We start from the raw sequence: 16,622 nt of genomic DNA, 5'->3' as shown, positions 1-16,622 counted from the left end.
CCGCCACTGATCCGTCAGCGCTGAGCTGACACCGGCCGCGGGGCCGGTCCGCCTTGCCGGCGGGCCGGCCCCGCGGCCGTTGCCGCCGGCTCCGGCAGGTCGGGGGAGCGATGGACGTCGGCGTAGCGCAGCGCGGCGCGGGTGGCGCCCGCCGCCGGCCAGCTCCACTCGCCGTCGAGGTGCACGAGCCGCACCCCGGACCCGGCCAGCCAGCGGGCGATCCGCTCGGTCTCCTCGACGGAGGCGCACGGCGCGGGACCCGGCTGCGGTTGCACCGTCTCAGCGCTCGCGACCGCGGCGTCGACCCAGGGGCGCGGGTCGACTCCCGGGGCCACGCTGATCGCGGACACCAGCCGGCCGTGGCGAACCACGGCCAGGTCCCAGCCGGCCTGCGCGGTCGGCGCTGCCGCGACGAGCTGCGCGATGCGGGTCAGCGCGGCGAGTCGCTGACCGCGGGCGGCGGCGCGGACGAACGCCACCATCCGGTCGCGGTGGACGGCGGCCTCCTCGTAGCGCTGCTCGCCGGCCAGACGGTCGATGCGCAGGGCCGACGCGGCGATGACCGGCCCTGGATCGCCCGTGATCGCAGCCCGGGCGGCGGCGACGTGGCGGGCGTAGGCGGCGACATCCTCCCGGCCGTCGCAGGGCGCACCGCACCTGCCGAGATCCGCCAGGGCGCAGGCGGGACGGTGGACGCGCGGCGAAAGCCGACCGGTGCACTGGCGCAGCGGCACGGCGGCGAGCAGCGCGTCGGCCGCGTCGGCCGCGCCGCGGGTGCTGGCGAACGGACCGAGGTAGGTCGCCCCGTCCCGGGTGGCGCGGACCTGGGACAACCGGGGGAACGGCTCGTCGGTGAGCTTGAGGTAGACGGTGCGTTCCGGGAAGCGGGAGCGGCGGTTGTACGGTGGCTTGTGCTCCGCGATCAGCCGTAGTTCCCGAACCTCGGCTTCCAGGGCGTGTGCGCAGCCGATGGCGTCCACCCGCTCGGCCAAGGCCACCATCTCGGCCATCCGGGTGCGGGGCTCGCTCGCCGTGAAGTAGTTGCGCACCCGGGACCGGACCGAGCGAGAGGTACCGACGTAGAGGGCCCGCCCGTCGGCGTCGCGGAAGATGTAGACCCCCGGCCCGGTCGGCAGCCCGTCGGCGAGGTGGCGCTTGCGGCGCTGGGCCGGCGAGACCCGGGCGCTGTACTCGTGCAGCTCCTCCAGCGTGCGCACCCCGGCGTTGCCGAGCCGCTCGAACAGCCCGTGCAGCACATCCACCGTGGCCCGGGCGTCGGCCAGCGCGCGGTGGCAGGGCTCGGTCGAGCTGCGGAACAGCCGGGCCAGCGAGGCGAGCCGGCAGTCGGGGGCCTCGTCGCGGCTGATCAGCCGCCGCGCCATGCGCAGGGTGTCGAGGTGCTCCCAGGCCGGCGGCGGGTAGCCGCATCGCTGCACCGCCGCACGCAGGAAGCCGAGGTCGAACGGAGCGTTGTGGGCGACCAGCACGGCACCGCGGGCGAACTCCAGAAACGTCGGCACCACCTCGGCCTCCGCGGGGGCCGTGGCCACCATCGCGTCAGTGATCCCGGTGATCACCGACACCATCGGCGGGATGCCCACGCTCGGCCGGACCAGGGTGGACATCTCCGCGAGCACCTCGCCGCCGCGCACCCGCACCGCGCCGATCTCGGTGATCTCGGCGGTCGCCGCCGAGGTCCCCGTCGTCTCGAGGTCGACCACGACGAACGTCAGGTCGGACAGCGGCCGGCCGAGTTCGTCCAGGCTGGTCTGGCGGTGCCCGGGGACGCCCTCGGCGAGGAGGCCGGCGTCGGCGGTGGTGGGGCGGTCTGCAGGGTCTGGACGCACGGCGTCACGGTAAGCCCTGCCGCCGACAGTTTCGCCGCGGGTCGCCCCTCGAACTCGGAGGCAGGGGCCGCGGGGCGCCCGTGGCGGATGAAGATGGGCCTGCATGCGGGCGTCATCGCGGCCGGTGTGGGGCTGTCTTGCGCCTCGGGCGGCGCCACGCCGCAGACACGCGGCGGCAACTCGGCGGGCCAACCGGCCTCGAATGCGAAATCATGCGCAGGTGGCGTGGTTTGAAACGAACGGCATCCGGGTGGGGCGAGTCGCAGTGGACTGCGCGAACGTGGAGGTGATGGTCCGCTTCTGGTCCACCGCGCTGGGTTACGAGGTGGACCGGCGTGACGACGACGCGGCATTGCTGCGCCACCCCGCTGGTGCGGGGCCGAAGCTGTTGCTGCGGCCGGGGGCCCGCCGTGGCGGGGGTCCCAGCCGGCTGCACCTGGACCTCTACGCGGTCGACGCCGAGCGGGTCATCGGCTGGTTGTCCACCCTCGGCGCTCGCCGGGTCGGCCGGTACGACGACGACGGGGAGCGCGGGTACGTTCTGTCCGATCCGGAGGGCAACGAGTTCCGGGTGATGACGGCCGGTCCGGCCGGCTTCGCCCGGCCCTACGTCTGATGACCGCGCAGATGTCGGACGGCAGGTCGGGCGCTGGCCGGCAAGTCGGGCGTTGGCCGGCAGGTCGGCGTCGTCGTCGGCGGGTGCCGGCGCGTCCGCCGGGCCGCGCCTGCCGGTCGGCCCGCGGCGGGACATGGTCGGTAGGGTCGTGAGCCATGCCGAGCGTCTTCACCCGGATCATCAACGGCGAGCTTCCCGGGCGCATCGTGTACTCCGATGAGTACACGGTGGCGTTCCTGACGATCGCGCCGATCCGGCCGGGCCACACGCTGGTGGTCCCGCGTGCCGAGATCGACCACTGGATCGACCTGCCCGACAGCGTCCAGACGGCGCTGTGGACCGCCGCCGCGAGGGTCGGTCGGGCCATCGACGCCGCCTTCCGGCCCCGGCGGGTGGCGGCGCTCGTCGCCGGGCTGGAGGTGCCACACGTGCACGTGCACCTCCTGCCCATCGAGAACGAGTCGCAGATCGACTTCGCGCTCGTCGACCACAACCCGGACTCGGCCGAACTCGACGCCGTCGCGGAACGGATCCGCGCCGCCGTCGGCTGACGCCGAGATCAGGCGGGTTCAACGGGGGCCATCCCGGGTCATCCCACCCGGTGCGCCCGCAGCGGGCTCAGAGCTGGAACTTGGCCGGGCTGACCGCGAACAGCGGCTCCCAGTTCAGCAGGCCGTGCCCGGGCGGCGCGTCGATCACGACGTTGCCGCGGACCTTCTGTCCGGCCTTCACCGTCGACGCGGACAGCCGCGGCTCCACGTTGTCGTAGCTGCCGTCGTACCGCGTCCCGTCCGACGTCTGGACGTAGAAGTCCGACGGGGAGGCGGAGGTGTCCCCGTGGGTCACCTCGACCGTCACGTTCAGCACGTAGTAGGAACCCTGGTTCGGCGGGTCGCCGTATTCGGTCACCTTTCCGGTGGTCGAGCAGACGCTGTTCAGGGTCACCCGGGCCTCGAAGTCACTGACGGAGGAGTTCGCCTCGCCGTCAACGGTCCCCGAGCCGCCGATGCCCGCCACGCCGGCCCCCGGTGCACCCTGCGGGGTGACCGCGACGCAGTTCGAGACACCGATCGGACCCGTCGCGGTGGCGCTCGGCGCGGCCGCCGTCGGTTCCGGACGTGCAGGTGCGTTCAACGACGGTGCCGGTACGGGCGCGGTGATGTCGTCCGAGTCGTCACCCCCGACCGCAAGGGCGATCACCACTCCAAGGACGATCGCGGCGACGACCGCCAGCGGCACGACCACGAACAGCGGGTTGCGGCGCCGCTGCGGCGGCGGGGGGGCACCCTGCTGCCAGCCGCCACCCTGCTGCCAGCCGGCCTGCTGCCAGCCGCCGGGCGGGTTCTGCTGGTAGGGACCCTGCGCGCCGGGGTAGCCGCCCGAGCCCTGGTAGGCCGCGCCACCCTGGTACGCGCCGGCGCCACCGGGGGGATAGCCGCCCTGAGGCCAGCCACCCGGCTGCCCCCAGCCCTGCTGGTTGCCGCCCGGCTGTCCCGCCCCAGGCTGCCCCCAGCCCTGCTGGTGGTCGAGGGTCGGCTGGCCGGCCCCGGGCTGCCCCCAGCCCTGCTGGTCGCTGCCAGGTTGTCCCGCCCCGGGCTGCCCACAGCCTTGGTGTCCCACCCCGGGCTGCCCCCAGCCTTGGTGTTCCGCGCCGGGCTGTCCCGCGCCGGGCTGCCCCCAGCCGGCGGGACCGCCGCCGGACTGCTGCGGAGGCGGCCAGGACTGCTCCGCGCCGGGGCGCGGGTCCGTTCCCCACTGCTGCCCGGCGCCGGCGGGCCCGGTGCCCTGTGGTCCGCTCGCGGAAATTCCGCCCTGCGCCGGGGTGGTGCCGGTGGACCAGGCGAGTCGGGTCTGCTCGTCGGACTGGTTCGGCCCGGTGCCCCAGACCGGGGCCGGCGGGGGAGTCGAGCCGGCCGGGCCGGACTCGGCGCCCTCGCTCGGCGTCTCTGCGGGCTGGTGCCAGGGATTACTCGGCTGCTTCCACGTCTCCTGGCTCCCGTCACCGCCGGGGGGCTGGTGAGGAGGGTTCTGGTCGGTCACGATGGTCCTCTCCGACGCAGCCCGGGCCGCGTTTGGAATAAATCGAGCGTGGGGGAACGCACCACGCGAGGCTACATAAGCCGGCTATCGCATGAGACAATGCCCGCCTTGGCTGGGCTCACCGGTCGGTGATCCCACAGCGGTGGTCCGCGTGAGCCCTCTGAGCTCTCTCGATAGGCTGTACCTTCATCGTTCTTCCCGTCGGCTCCGGAGTCCCACGTGCCTAGCTGTCTGGCCGGTCGGACGAGCCGTCGCAGACGCGGCCCGTCCGATTTCTCGCGTCATCCGGACGCTGAGGGACATTTCCGCGCGCGGTCTGTCCGGACCGTGTCCGCGGCGGTCGCCCCACGCGGGAGCGGGCTGTGACGGGGCCGCTGCCCGCGCCCGTGCGGGAGTACGTCATCGAGCTCGCCGCGCAGACGCTCGCCGACCTGCCGGAGTCCGACGTTCCGCCCTCGCTTGTCGCGGTACGCCGGTTCAAGGCGTCCCGGCGGGCGAAGGCGGGCGCGATCCCGCTGGCCGCCGCCGTTGACAGCGAGGTGTTCCGCGGCCGAGTCGCCGAGTGGATCCGTCGGCACCAGCCGGAACTGGCCGAAGCCGCCGATTCCGCCAGTGGGCCGCCGCCGGCCGCCCCGCCGGAGAAGGTCGCCGCGGTGGCCTACCTGCTGCGCGTCCCGCACTGGCCCGAACTGGTCGAGCTGGCCGCGGTCGCGGCCGCCGAGGCGGAGGTCCGCGGCCGGGCCGACGAGGCCGAACGGACGATCCGCCGGCTCACCGACCAGCTTGAGGCGAACCAGCGCAGCGCCGCCGGCGAGCTCGGGCAGCTGCGCGAGGGCCTCGCGGCGGCCCGTGTCGAGGCGGAGGAGGCCCGGCGGCGGCTGCGGGCGTCGTCGGATCGGATCCGCCGTGCCGAGGAGGCCGCCCGGGAGTCGGTGGCCACGGCCGAGACGGCCCGCGACGCGGCGCTCGTCGCCGGCCGTGACGCCGAGTCCGAGGTGCGCCGACTGCGCGGCCGGGTCGCCGAGCTGGAGAGCGCCCTGGCCGCCGCCCGCAGGGACTCCCGCGACTCCCGCAGCGTGGACGACGCCCGCATGCGTGTCCTGCTCGACACGCTTATCGCCTCGGCCCACGGGGTGCGTCGCGAGCTCGACCTGCCGACGATGGTCGCCCGGCCGGCGGACCTGCTCGCCCGCGGCGGCGACGGGCCGAGCAGCGCGCCGCAGGCGTTCGTCGGGGCGCGTGGTCGGCCCGACGACGACCCCACCCTCATCGACGAGGTGCTCGGCGTGCCCGGCGTACATCTGATCATCGACGGGTACAACGTGACCAAGCGCGGCTACGGCCGGCTCACCCTGCAGGCACAGCGGGAACGGTTGCTGTCGGGGCTCGGCGCGCTCGCCGGGCGCAACCCGGACAGCGAGGTCACGGTGGTCTTCGACGCGACCGCGGTCGTCGCCCGCCCGATCGGCGTTGCGACGCCCCGTGGGGTTCGGGTGCTGTTCAGCCGCCCCGGGCAGCTCGCCGACGAGGAGATCATCCGGCTGGTGCGGATGGAGCCGCAGGGCCGCCCGGTCTTCGTCGTCACCTCCGACCGGGAGGTGGCGGAGAACAGCGCCGCGGCCGGGGCCCGGGCAGTGCCGTCGGCGGCGCTGCTGGCGCGGCTCGGCCGCTAGCGTTCAGGCGTCCAGACCACCCGAGCGCGAGCCGGACCGTCGTCGAGCCGTCCCAGGCGTTGCGCCGCACGCTGTCCAACCGGCTGTCGAAAGTTGTCGGACCCGGGTTCTACCGTCGATCGCGTCGGGACATCGGTGCGCGGATTGTGCCGCCGCCGGCCGTCACCGGCCGGTCCTTGGGAAGGTGGGTGCGATGCTGATCGACTGCGACTCCTGCGTCGGCCGCGGCGCCCGGTGCGCCGACTGCGTGGTCACCGTCATGTTCGTGGAGGAGGGCGGGGGCATCGAGTGGGACCCGCAGGAGCGCCGCGCGCTCGCTGTGCTGAGCGCCGCTGGGCTGCTGCCGCCGCTGGCGGAGCTGGCCGGCTCGGTGCTGCAGCGCGTGCCTCGCGGTGCCGCCGAGCGCGGGGCGGCCCGGCCGCCGCGCCGCGCCGGCTGAGCGGCCGCCGTGTCGAGGCGCGAGTGGGCGTGGGGCCGGAGCCGGGCGGTGGCTGCCGATCGGTGTGGGAGAACATGGGCGAATGCGTGTACTGGCCGTCACCAACGACTTCCCGCCCCGCCCGGGAGGCATCCAGGCCTACGTGCACAACTTCGCGGCGCGGCTGCCGGCCGGCGAGATCGTCGTGTACGCCCCGTCGTGGGAGGGCGCCGCGGCCTTTGACGCCGCGCAGAACTTCCCGGTCGTGCGCCACCGGTCCTCGCTCATGCTGCCGACCCCGGACGTGCTGCGCCGGGCTCGTCAGATCGCCCGGGCGGAGGGCTGCGACACGGTGTGGTTCGGTGCCGCCGCCCCGCTCGCGCTACTGGGCTCGAAGCTACGCCAGGACACGGCGGTGGGCCGCGTCGTGGCGAGTACCCACGGGCATGAGGTCGGCTGGGCGGCGTTGCCCGCCGCCCGCCAGCTACTGCGTCGCATCGGCGCGACCGCGGACGTCGTCACCTATCTGACCGACTACACCCGGGCCAGGATCGGGCCCGTGCTCGGAGCTCATCCGATGCTTGCCCGCCTGCCCAGCGGCGTCGACGCGGCGCTGTTCCGCCCCGGCGCCGGGCGGGAGGAGACCCGCCGCCGGTACGGCCTGACCGGGCGGCGGGTGGTGGTGTGCGTGAGCCGCCTCGTCGCGCGCAAGGGGCAGGACATGCTGGTGCGTGCCCTGCCGGCGTTGCGGTGCCGGGTGCCGGGTGCGGCGCTGTTCATCGTCGGCGGCGGACCGCATCGCGCGGACCTCGAACGGCTCGCCCGGGACAGCGGCGTGGCCGAGCACGTCACGTTCGCCGGTTCGGTGCCCTGGGAGGAGCTGCCCGCGCACTATGCGGCCGGCGACGTGTTTGCCATGCCGTGCCGGTCCCGGCTCGGCGGGCTGGAGGTGGAGGGTCTCGGGATCGTCTACCTGGAGGCGTCGGCGAGCGGCCTGCCGGTGGTGGCCGGGAACAGCGGTGGTGCCCCTGACGCGGTGCTCGACCAGCGCACCGGCCTCGTCGTCGACGGCACCGATCTCGGCGCGGTGGAGCGGGCCGTCGGGGACCTGCTCGCCGATCCGGACCGGGCCGCGTCGATGGGCGCCGCCGGGCGGGCCTGGGTCGAGCTGCGCTGGCGCTGGGACGTGCTCGGCGCCGAGCTACGCTCGCTGCTCGCCGGCCAACCCGGCCAACCCGGCTGAGAGCTGGCTGAGACCCGGCCCGATCTCGGCGGCCCGGTGCCTCAGGAGCGGCGGGCGTCGGCGTAGAGGCCCTCGACGGCACTGCCGAAGCGGTCCATCACGAGCGAGCGCCGGACCTTCAGACTCGGGGTCAGCTCCCCGGTCTCGACGGTGAAGTCCCGGGGCAGGATCACGAACTTCTTGACGCTCTCGGCGTGCGACACCGTCGCGTTCGCCGAGTTGACCGCCTGCTGCACCGCGGCACGCAGGTCGGCATCGTCGACGAGGTCCGCGACACTCGCCCCGGCGGGCTTGCCGGCACCGTCGCGCCAGTGCTCGAAGGCCTCCTGGTCGATGGTGACCAGCGCCGCGATGAACGGGCGCTGGTCGCCGACGAGCATCGCCTGACTGATCAGCGGGTGGGACTGGATGACGTGCTCCAGCGGAGCCGGGGCGACGTTCTTACCTCCGGCGGTGACCAGCAGTTCCTTCTTCCGGCCGGTGATCCGCAGGAACCCGTCGTCGTCGAGTGACCCGAGGTCGCCGGTGTGCAGGAAGCCTTCGGTGTCGAGTGCTTCCTTCGTCGCGGTCTCGTTGTGGCGGTAGGCGCGGAACAGCAGGTCGCCCCGGATGAGGATCTCCCCGTCGTCGGCGACGCGGACCGTCACCCCCGGCAGGGGTTGCCCAACGGTGCCCATCCGCACCGAGTGCGGGCGGTTCGCCGTCGCCGGCGCCGAGGTCTCCGTCAGGCCGTAGCCCTCCACGACGGTGAAGCCGATGCCGCGGAAGAAGTGACCGAGCCGCGGGCCCAGCGGTGCTCCGCCGCTGATCGCGATCCGGGCCCGCCCGCCCAGCGCCGCGTGCAGCTTGCCATACACCAGCACGGCGAACAGTCGGTGCCGCAGCCGCAGCAGCGGCCCGGGGCCGCCGCGGTCGAGGGCCTCGCTGTAGGCCACGGCGGTGTTCTCGGCGGCGTCGAAGATGCGGCCCTTGCCCTCGCCGTGCGCCTTGAGTCGCGCGCCGGCGTGCACCTTCTCGAAGACCCGAGGAACGGCGAGCAGGAAGCTGGGCCGCACCTTGGCCAGGTCCGGCAGCAGGGTGCGCGAGTCCGGTGTGTAGGCGAGCTCGTAGGCCCCCTGAACCACGCCCACCTGCAGCATCCGGGCGAACACGTGGGCCAGCGGCAGGAACAGCAGGGTGGCGGAGTCCGGGTTGAACACCTCCGGCAGCATGGCGATGGACGCCTCCGCGGTGAACAGCAACGCCCGGTGGGTGATCTCGCAGCCCTTCGGCTGCGCGGTGGTGCCGGAGGTGTAAATGATCGTCGCGAGACTGTCGGCATCGAGGGACGCCCGCGCCGCGGCGAGACGCTCCTCGCTGACGCCCGCGCCGTCGGCGGCGAGGGTGGCCAGCGCGCCGTCGTCGAGGATGAGCACGTCACGCAGGGTGGGAGTCTCGCCGCGGATCTGCTCGACCCGCTCGGCGAGCTCGGCGTTCTCGACGACGAGCAGCTCGATCCCCGCATCCCGGAGGATCCATTCGATCTGGCTCGGGCTGGATGTCTCATAGATGGGCACGGAGACGGCGCCGGCGGCCCAGGCGGCGTAGTCGACCACGGTCCACTCGAACCGCGTGCGGCTGAGGATCCCCACCCGGGCACCGGTTTCCACCCCGTGGGCGACCAGTCCCCGGGCGGTGGCCACCACGTGATCGTGGAACTCGCCGGTCGTCATCCCGACAAACTCTTCGGCCGCCTTGTGACGAATCAGTATTTTGTTCGGTCGGGCGGCGGCATGTCGGAACAGGGCGTCCGTCAGCGTCGCATTGTCGGCGATGGTGACCAGGGGTGCAGAGGTGTACTCCCGCACTGCGACTCCTACCAGGTGCTCTCGTGCGTCCTACGGATGCCCTCGGGCGTCCGTCGGATGACGACGCCGCCGAACGGTGGATGTCCGCCCAGGGCACCAGACGTTAGCGGGCGGACCGGATGCTGGCGACCGTGCCTGCAGCGACGGGGGGGCGCGGCCCGTCCGCGTACGGATGGTGGCTGCTCGCGACGGGGCGGGCCCGCCCTGCGCGCGTGGGTGTCGGATGGCACTGCGGTGCCGGCCGACCGACCCGTCGGGACCGGGCCGGTTGTCCCTCTTCGCGGCCTAAGCTTCCTGGTATGCGGGTCCACGTGGTGAGCGACGTGCACGGCCGCGCGGACGCCCTGCCGGCCGCCGCCGAGGGCGCCGACGTCTTCATCTGCCTCGGTGACCTCATCCTGTTCATCGACTACCATGATCACAGTCGGGGGATCATGGGTGATCTGTTCGGCGCCGAGGCCGTCGGCCGGATGGTGGAGCTGCGCACGGCGCAGCGCTTCGACGAGGCGCGGGAGTGGTCGCGCTCGCTGTGGGCGCGCTTCGGCGGCGACCGGGCCCAGATCGTCGAGACCGCCATCCGCCGCCAGTACGAGCGGCTGTTCGCGGCCTTCCCCACCCCGACCTATCTGACGTTCGGCAACGTCGACCTGCCCCACCTCTACCCCGACTACCTGCGCGACGGCATCACCCTGCTGGACGGGCAGACCACAATGATCGGCGGCTGGCGATTCGGCTTCGTCGGCGGCGGGTTGCGGACCCCGATGCACACGCCGTACGAGATCGACGACGACGTCTTCGCCGCGAAGGTGGCCGCCGTCGGCGAGGTCGACGTTCTGTGCTGCCACATTCCGCCGCACCTGCCGGAGCTGGTCTATGACGTCAAGGCCCGGCGCTTCGAGCGGGGCAGCGTCGCGATCCTTGAGGCCATTCACGCCACTCGGCCCCGCTACGTGCTCTTCGGGCATGTTCACCAACCTCTCGCCACCAGTCTGGAGATCGACGGAACGCGTTGCGTGAACGTCGGTCATTTCAACGCCCGAGGCACCCCGTTCGTCCTCGAGTGGTAGCTGGCCGCTGGGCGAGATTTGGCCCAGGGTCCGGTAGCCTCAGGCGATCGGTCGGGGAATGATCCGGGATCCCGGAGAGATCCGGGTTGCCGGTGGGCCGGCGACGCCGTGCTCCTTCAGACGTGCTTGACGAATGTGGAGGTGCTGCTCTCCCATGGCGGACCACGCCCGATCGACCATCGTCATCAACGCCAGGCCCGCCGCGGTGATGGGGGCGATCGCAGACATCCCCGCCTACCCGACCTGGGTCGGTCAGATCGAGGAGGCCGAGGTGCTCGACGTCGGCCCGGACGGCCGGCCCCGGCGCGCCCGCTTCCGGATCAACGCCGTCGTGGTCAAGGACGAGTTCGTCAACGAGTACGTCTGGTCCGACGACGTCCAGGTCACCTGGTCGATGGTCGAGGGGCAGGCGATGTCGTCGCAGGACGGCAGCTACACCCTGCGCGACCGCGGCGACGGCACCACCGAGGTCACCTACGACCTCACCGCGGAGACCAAGATCAAAATTCCGGGACTGCTCCGGCGCAAGGTACAGAGCGGCATCGTGGATGCCGCTCTCAAGGACCTCAAGAAGCACGTCGAGAGCTGAGCGCACGTGCGGTGTGTGCTCTTCACCGGGAAGGGCGGCGCCGGCACCACGACGGTGGCGGCGGCGACCGCGATCCTTGCCGCGCAACGGGGTCATCGCACCCTGGTCCTGTCCGTCGACCCCGCGGCCGGGCTCGCCGGCGCGCTTGACCATCCCATCGGCGCCGATCCGACCCCGCTCGAACCAGGGCTCACCGGCCAGCAGGTTGACCTGCGCCGCGCCGTCCGCACGCGCTGGCCGGCCGTGCGCGAGGTGCTGGCCGGCACCTGGCCGTCCTTCGACGTCGACCCGGTCGAGCTCGAGGAGCTGGCCTTCCTGCCCGGTGCCATCGAGACGCTGACCTTGCTCGAACTGCGCGACGGCCTGGCCAGCGCCGACCATGACGTCGTCATCGTCGACGGGGGCCCGGTCGCCGGACTGCTGCGGCTGCTCGCCTTCCCGGAGACGCTGTCGTGGTACTGCCGGCGACTGCTGCCGCCCGACGGCGCCTTTGCCCGCTGGCTGCGGCCCGGCTTCGGGTGGGCGGGCGCGTTCGGCGGACGCTGGGGGAACCTCGCCGCGCCCGCCTACGACACCGTCTCCCGGGTGCACCGCGCCGCCGTGGACCTGCGGGCGATCCTCACCGACCACGCGGCCACCAGCATCCGGCTCGTGCTCACCCCGGAGAGCGGGGCACTGGCCGCAGCGCGCAGCAGCCTCACCGCGCTGTCGCTGCACGGGTTCACCCTCGACGGTGTGGTCGTCAACCGGATCTTCTCCCCGGCCGGGGCGGACGCCTGGCGAGCCGGCTGGGCCGCCGCCCACCGAGAGGCGCTCGCCGAGATCACCGGGGCGTTCGCGCCGACCCCGATCCTCCCGGTGGGCTACCGTCCGGGTGAGCCGGTCGGCCTGGAGGAGCTCGCGGCCTTCGGCGCGGCGACCTACGGCGAGCTCGACCCGGCGGGCGTCCTCGGCGCCGCGCCTACCAGGGCCGGCGAGGCGCCGCGGGTCGAACGCACCGAGGACGGGTACGCGCTGTCATTCGGTCTTCCGTTCGTCGACAGCTCCCAGATCGACCTGGCCCGGCTGGGTGACGATCTGATCGTCACCGTCGGGGCGTTCCGTCGCGCGGTCCCGCTGCCCGCGGCGCTGCGCCGCTGCGACGTCAGTACCGCCCGGTTGCGCGGCGATCGGCTGGTGGTCTCCTTCGTGCCCGATCCGGACCAGTGGGTGCGGGCATGACCTCCGCCTCGACCGACCCGCCCCGCGGCGATTCCGGTCCGAACGGCGATTCCGGTCCGAACGGCGATTCCGGTCCGAACGGCGGTGCTGGTCCGAACGGCGATTCCGGCAGGCGAACGACGGACCGTCCACCCCCGCCCGGGCCGCTTGCGGTCGAGGCGGCCCTGCTCGCCGACGCCCTGCGCGGCCTGGCCGGCACCGGATCGGGTGGCCGTCTCTGGGAAACCGTTGCCGACGCCGCCGGCGGTGTCGCCGCCGGCGGTGCGGGGGCCGGCGCGTACGCGTCGGCCGATGCCGACGCCCCCGCGGGCGCGGCTGATACGGACGGTGGGCCGGACTGCACCGGCCACGGACGGCCGTGCACATCGTGCCCGCTGTGCCGGCTGCTGGCGATGTTCGCCGGAGATCGGCCTGAGGTGGTCCGCCATCTGCTGACCGCGGCGGAGTCGCTGGCGGCGGCCTTCCGCCTGGCTCTCGACGCCTACTCCGGCAACGAGACCCACGCCCGCAACGAGACCGGCACTCCTCCCGACCCCGCGTCCCCGGGCGCGGGGCGCACCACCCATCAGGGCCCGCGGCCGGGGGCCGCCGCAGGCACCCGTTCCGCCACAGCGCCCAGACCCCGCGTCCAGAGGATCGATGTCACGTGAGCACCATTGTTTCCGGCAGCTCGGATCGTCCCGGCAGCTCGGATCGTCCCGGTAACCCGGATCGTCCCGGCACCCCGGACTCCTCCTCAACCCGTTTCCCGGGTTCGGACGCCCCACAGAGCCCCTTGCCGCCCGCCACCGCCGAGACGCCAGTCGACAAAGATCGGCGCACCGCGGGCCTGACGATCGGCGTGGACGTCGGTGGAACGAAGGTCGCCGCCGGCGTCGTCGACGGCGCCGGCGTCGTCCTCGCGTCGATCCGCCGGCCCACCCCGGGCCATTCGGCGTCCGAGGTCGCGGACACCATCGCCGCCGTGGTCGCGGAGCTTCGCGCCGACTACGAGGTGAAGGCAGTCGGCATCGGCGCGGCCGGCTGGATCGACGCGGACCGCTCGAGGGTCCTGTTCGCCCCGAACCTCGCCTGGCGGGACGAGCCGCTGCGCGACGAGGTGAGTGGCCGCATCGGGCTGCCCGTCGTCGTCGAGAACGACGCCAATGCGATGGCCTGGGCCGAGTACCGGTTCGGTGCCGGCCGCGGCCGGCGTGACCTGGTCTGCCTCACCGTGGGCACCGGTATCGGCAGCGGCATCGTCCTCGGCGGCGAGCTCTACCGCGGCGCGTTCGGTATCGGCGCCGAGACCGGCCACCTGCGGATGGTGCCCGACGGCCACCTGTGCGGCTGCGGCAATCGCGGCTGCTGGGAGCAGTACGCCAGCGGCCGGGCGCTGGTCCGGGCCGCCCGCCAGATCGCCGCCTCGGACCCGGCCGCTGCCGCGGCGATGCTGGCCGCGTGCGGCGGCGACGCCGAGCGGTTGACCGGCCCGGACGTCACCGAGGCGGCCCGCAAGGGCGACCTGGCGGCCATCCGCTGCCTGACCGAGATCGGCTATTGGCTCGGGGAGGGCATGGCGAGCCTGACCGCTGTGCTCGACCCGGACCGCTTCGTCATCGGCGGCGGGGTCTCGGACTCCGGGGAGCTGCTGCTCGGCCCCGCCCGCGAGCGGTTCGCCGAGACGGTGCCGGGTCGCGAGCACCGGCCCCGGGCCGAGGTGGTCATCGCCGAGCTCGGCTCCCAGGCCGGTCTGGTCGGCGCCGCCGACCTCGCCCGGATCTAGGCGGGCTCAGAACCCCGCCCCGCCGGGCCCCGGGCGGGGCGGGCGGAAGTCCGGTACCAGCTCGACGGCGAGCTCCTCCAGGAACAGGCCCGTGTCGGCGACGACCCCGACGGCGTGCGCGCTGGTGCGTTCCGTGAGGGCGTGCACCGTGGTCGGGTTCACGTCGATGCAGGCGACCGGGATCGACGCCGGGAGGATGTTGCCGGTGGCCACGGAGTGCTGTGCGCTGGCGACCATCAGCGCGTAGCCGACTCCGCGCAGCGCCGCCCGCATCGCCCGCTGCCCCTCGACGACGTCGGTGTGGACGTCGGGCAGCGGGCCGTCGTCGCGCACCGAGCCGACGAGCACGAAGGTCTTGTTCGCCTTCACCATCGCGTGCATGATCCCCTGGGTGAGGACGCCGGACTCCACCGCGCCCCGGATCGAGCCCTCGCGACGGATCGCGTTGATCGCGCGGATGTGCTGCTCGCTGCCGCGTTGCACTCGGCCGCTGCGCAGCGGCCCGAGGCCGAGCGGGGAGCCGTAAAGCGCGGCCTCCACGTCCAGTGTCGCCAGCGCGTTCCCGGTGAACAGCACGTCGACGTAGCCGGCCTCGACCAGGGCGACGAGCGCGGGCGCGGCGCCGGTGCTGACGACGGTCTGCCCGGCCACCCACAGCACCTGGGCGCCCTCGGCCTTGACCTCACGGACCTGGCGGGCGATCGCCTTCACGAGGACCGCCTGGGGCTGGGCGGAGCTCGGCAGCGGTGCGCCCAGTGCCTCGTACTCGGCGTAGATCCGACTGGAGTGGTCGGTGACCGGCAGGACGACCTGCACGCCGTCCACCCCGCAGACGATCACATCGCCGGCCCGGACGTCCGTCACCGGTACGGTGCGCACCCGCCCCCCCGAGACGACCAGGCCGCAGTCCATCTCGGGATGTTCCACCGGGACCCACTGGCCGTCGAGATGGACGACGGTCTCCAGGTTGGTGGTCGAGTAGAAGTCCGGCGGGAAGGCGCCGTCGCGGTCCGCGGGCTCGCAGCGCGCCGCTCCCGCCTCGACCTTGTTGACGCCATGCACCTGGATCCGCATGAGGATGCGCATGAGCCGGCGCGGCGTCTCGGCGCCGACGGTGATCACCGCGTGGGACTCGTCGTCGTGGCTGCGTCCCAGGTCGATGTGATCCACCCGGTAGTCGCCGCCGTAGTCCAGCACGTCGTCGAGCACCCGGGCCAGCACACCGGTGTCCATGAGGTGCCCGTGCACCTCGACCTTCTCGTGATAACGCACGCCCAACGCCTTTCCCTTCGGTGCCACTACGACTTGGTGCCGCCACGCCTCGGTCCCGCCACGACGGCTGCCATGCCGACGTCGTCCTCAGGCCGATGCCGCGCATCTGCCCTGCTCTTCTTCCGGTGTGCCCCGGATGCGACCCGTTTCCCCGTGTGCGCCGGGTCGCGGGGGCGTCGGCGCGGTGCGCGTCTCGGCACGCGGCCGAGCACCGGCGCCGCACCGCCGGTTCGCCGCCGCAGGTTCATCGCGGCGGCCAACGCCTGTCGAACCGTCGCGGTCAGATCACCGCGCCGTCGTCGGGGCCGTCGAAATCGGTGGGTGGTCGGTCACCCATGCGGGCGACGAGGGTGCCGACCCCACCGAGGATCAGCAGCACGCCGCTGACGTCCTGCGTGCGGGACTGATTGAAGCCGATCAAGGTTGGCACGACGAGGAACACCACCCCGAGGGCGATCGAGCCCAGCGCCCATCGGGTCACCGGCCGGATCCGGGGCAGGGGCGGCGCGGGCGGCGGCACGTAGTGGTCGTACGCCGGGTCGGCCGGGGCGTCCGTCGATCCGCCGAGGTCGATCACGACGAAGTCGGCCGGGTCGGCGCTGCCCCCGTGGCCGATGCCGGGTGGATTCAGCCCCGGGGGCGGCGCTTCGTTCAGGCCGGGATCGGTGTGGCCGTCCGGCGCGGGGAGGTCGCCGGGCTCGAACGGCGGGCGCAAAATGATCACCGTCGGGCGACGGGTGTCGCCGATGTCCTCCACCGCCGGCCACCGGCGGGCCTCCGGCTCGTCGTCGAAGTGCGCGATGAGGTCGAGGAAGGCCGCGTCGTCGGCCTCCTGAGACCGGGGCTCGGACCGCGCGGCGGATCCGCCGGGCCCAGGCCGGGGTGGCTCCCCGTCGACCGGGCCGGACAGGCCACCCCCGGCAGGGGTGACACCGTCTGCCTCATGCTTCCCCGTGGCCGCGGCCGCGGGGTCCGATCGAGCTGCCGAGGTCGGCGGGGCTGCCGAGGTCGGCGGGGTCGGCGG

At 73.6% G+C, this 16,622-nt stretch carries 14 protein-coding genes and 1 pseudogene; 10 read left to right on the top strand and 5 right to left on the bottom strand.

From position 1 onward, the window contains the following. Window positions 1-14: 14 nt before the first annotated feature. Window positions 15-1,847, bottom strand: coding sequence for a DEDD exonuclease domain-containing protein (locus NBZ83_RS02450; RefSeq protein ID WP_261574245.1), 1,833 nt, complete (start codon window positions 1,845-1,847; stop codon window positions 15-17). A gap of 202 nt (window positions 1,848-2,049) precedes the next feature. Here NBZ83_RS02450 and NBZ83_RS02445 point away from each other — a divergent pair, with 202 nt between their 5' ends. Further along, on the top strand, window positions 2,050-2,463 hold the full coding sequence (locus NBZ83_RS02445) for a VOC family protein (protein WP_261565818.1): 414 nt from the start codon (window positions 2,050-2,052) through the stop codon (window positions 2,461-2,463). 155 nt (window positions 2,464-2,618) lie between these two features. Beyond that, window positions 2,619-3,014, top strand: coding sequence for an HIT family protein (locus NBZ83_RS02440; RefSeq protein ID WP_261565817.1), 396 nt, complete (start codon window positions 2,619-2,621; stop codon window positions 3,012-3,014). Window positions 3,015-3,081: 67 nt separating this feature from the next. On the opposite strand, the gene NBZ83_RS02435 is transcribed toward NBZ83_RS02440, so the two are convergent. Further along, window positions 3,082-4,503 carry a DUF4352 domain-containing protein gene (locus NBZ83_RS02435; RefSeq protein WP_261574244.1) on the bottom strand — a complete coding sequence of 474 codons (1,422 nt, stop codon included), beginning with the start codon at window positions 4,501-4,503 and terminating at the stop codon, window positions 3,082-3,084. A gap of 362 nt (window positions 4,504-4,865) precedes the next feature. Here NBZ83_RS02435 and NBZ83_RS02430 point away from each other — a divergent pair, with 362 nt between their 5' ends. The 3 genes from NBZ83_RS02430 (at window position 4,866) to NBZ83_RS02420 (ending at window position 7,837) form a co-directional block, all read left to right on the top strand. Further along, window positions 4,866-6,176: an NYN domain-containing protein gene (locus NBZ83_RS02430; protein WP_261565814.1), complete on the top strand. Its 1,311-nt coding sequence runs from the start codon at window positions 4,866-4,868 to the stop codon at window positions 6,174-6,176. Between the two features lie 193 nt (window positions 6,177-6,369). Then, entirely contained in the window at window positions 6,370-6,615 is a 246-nt protein-coding gene (locus NBZ83_RS02425; RefSeq protein WP_261565812.1) for a hypothetical protein, read from the top strand. Window positions 6,616-6,697: 82 nt separating this feature from the next. Then, entirely contained in the window at window positions 6,698-7,837 is a 1,140-nt protein-coding gene (locus NBZ83_RS02420; protein ID WP_261565810.1) for a glycosyltransferase family 4 protein, read from the top strand. Between the two features lie 41 nt (window positions 7,838-7,878). Here NBZ83_RS02420 and NBZ83_RS02415 read toward each other — a convergent pair whose 3' ends face one another. Next, complete coding sequence (locus NBZ83_RS02415; RefSeq protein WP_261565808.1) at window positions 7,879-9,684, bottom strand: AMP-dependent synthetase/ligase; 1,806 nt, start codon at window positions 9,682-9,684, stop codon at window positions 7,879-7,881. A gap of 299 nt (window positions 9,685-9,983) precedes the next feature. Here NBZ83_RS02415 and NBZ83_RS02410 point away from each other — a divergent pair, with 299 nt between their 5' ends. From NBZ83_RS02410 to NBZ83_RS02390, 5 genes are all read left to right on the top strand, one after another. Continuing rightward, entirely contained in the window at window positions 9,984-10,751 is a 768-nt protein-coding gene (locus NBZ83_RS02410) for a metallophosphoesterase family protein (protein ID WP_261565807.1), read from the top strand. 154 nt (window positions 10,752-10,905) lie between these two features. After that, the gene (locus tag NBZ83_RS02405) at window positions 10,906-11,340 is read left to right on the top strand and encodes an SRPBCC family protein (RefSeq protein WP_261555615.1); all 435 of its coding nucleotides are present in this window, start codon (window positions 10,906-10,908) and stop codon (window positions 11,338-11,340) included. Between the two features lie 6 nt (window positions 11,341-11,346). Beyond that, window positions 11,347-12,561 carry an ArsA family ATPase gene (locus NBZ83_RS02400; RefSeq protein WP_261565805.1) on the top strand — a complete coding sequence of 405 codons (1,215 nt, stop codon included), beginning with the start codon at window positions 11,347-11,349 and terminating at the stop codon, window positions 12,559-12,561. Then, entirely contained in the window at window positions 12,558-13,211 is a 654-nt protein-coding gene (locus NBZ83_RS02395) for a hypothetical protein (RefSeq protein ID WP_261565804.1), read from the top strand. Before NBZ83_RS02400 ends, NBZ83_RS02395 begins: the two co-directional genes overlap by 4 nt. Window positions 13,212-13,402: 191 nt before the next feature. Beyond that, entirely contained in the window at window positions 13,403-14,326 is a 924-nt protein-coding gene (locus NBZ83_RS02390; protein WP_438803141.1) for an ROK family glucokinase, read from the top strand. A 6-nt stretch (window positions 14,327-14,332) separates the two neighbouring features. Here the strand turns inward: NBZ83_RS02390 and NBZ83_RS02385 are convergent, their stop codons facing one another. Together NBZ83_RS02385 and NBZ83_RS02380 are read right to left on the bottom strand one after the other, a co-directional pair. Then, window positions 14,333-15,598, bottom strand: a complete 1,266-nt coding sequence (locus NBZ83_RS02385) for an ornithine cyclodeaminase family domain (RefSeq protein WP_261565802.1) — start codon at window positions 15,596-15,598, stop codon at window positions 14,333-14,335. A 280-nt stretch (window positions 15,599-15,878) separates the two neighbouring features. Beyond that, window positions 15,879-16,622 (bottom strand): annotated as a pseudogene (locus NBZ83_RS02380) (hypothetical protein); the annotation flags it as partial.

This window comes from Frankia gtarii (assembly GCF_025403375.1).
GTDB lineage: Bacteria > Actinomycetota > Actinomycetes > Frankiales > Frankiaceae > Frankia > Frankia gtarii.
Note: the sequence above shows the minus strand (reverse complement) of the source record. Positions and strands in the feature narration are given on the sequence as shown.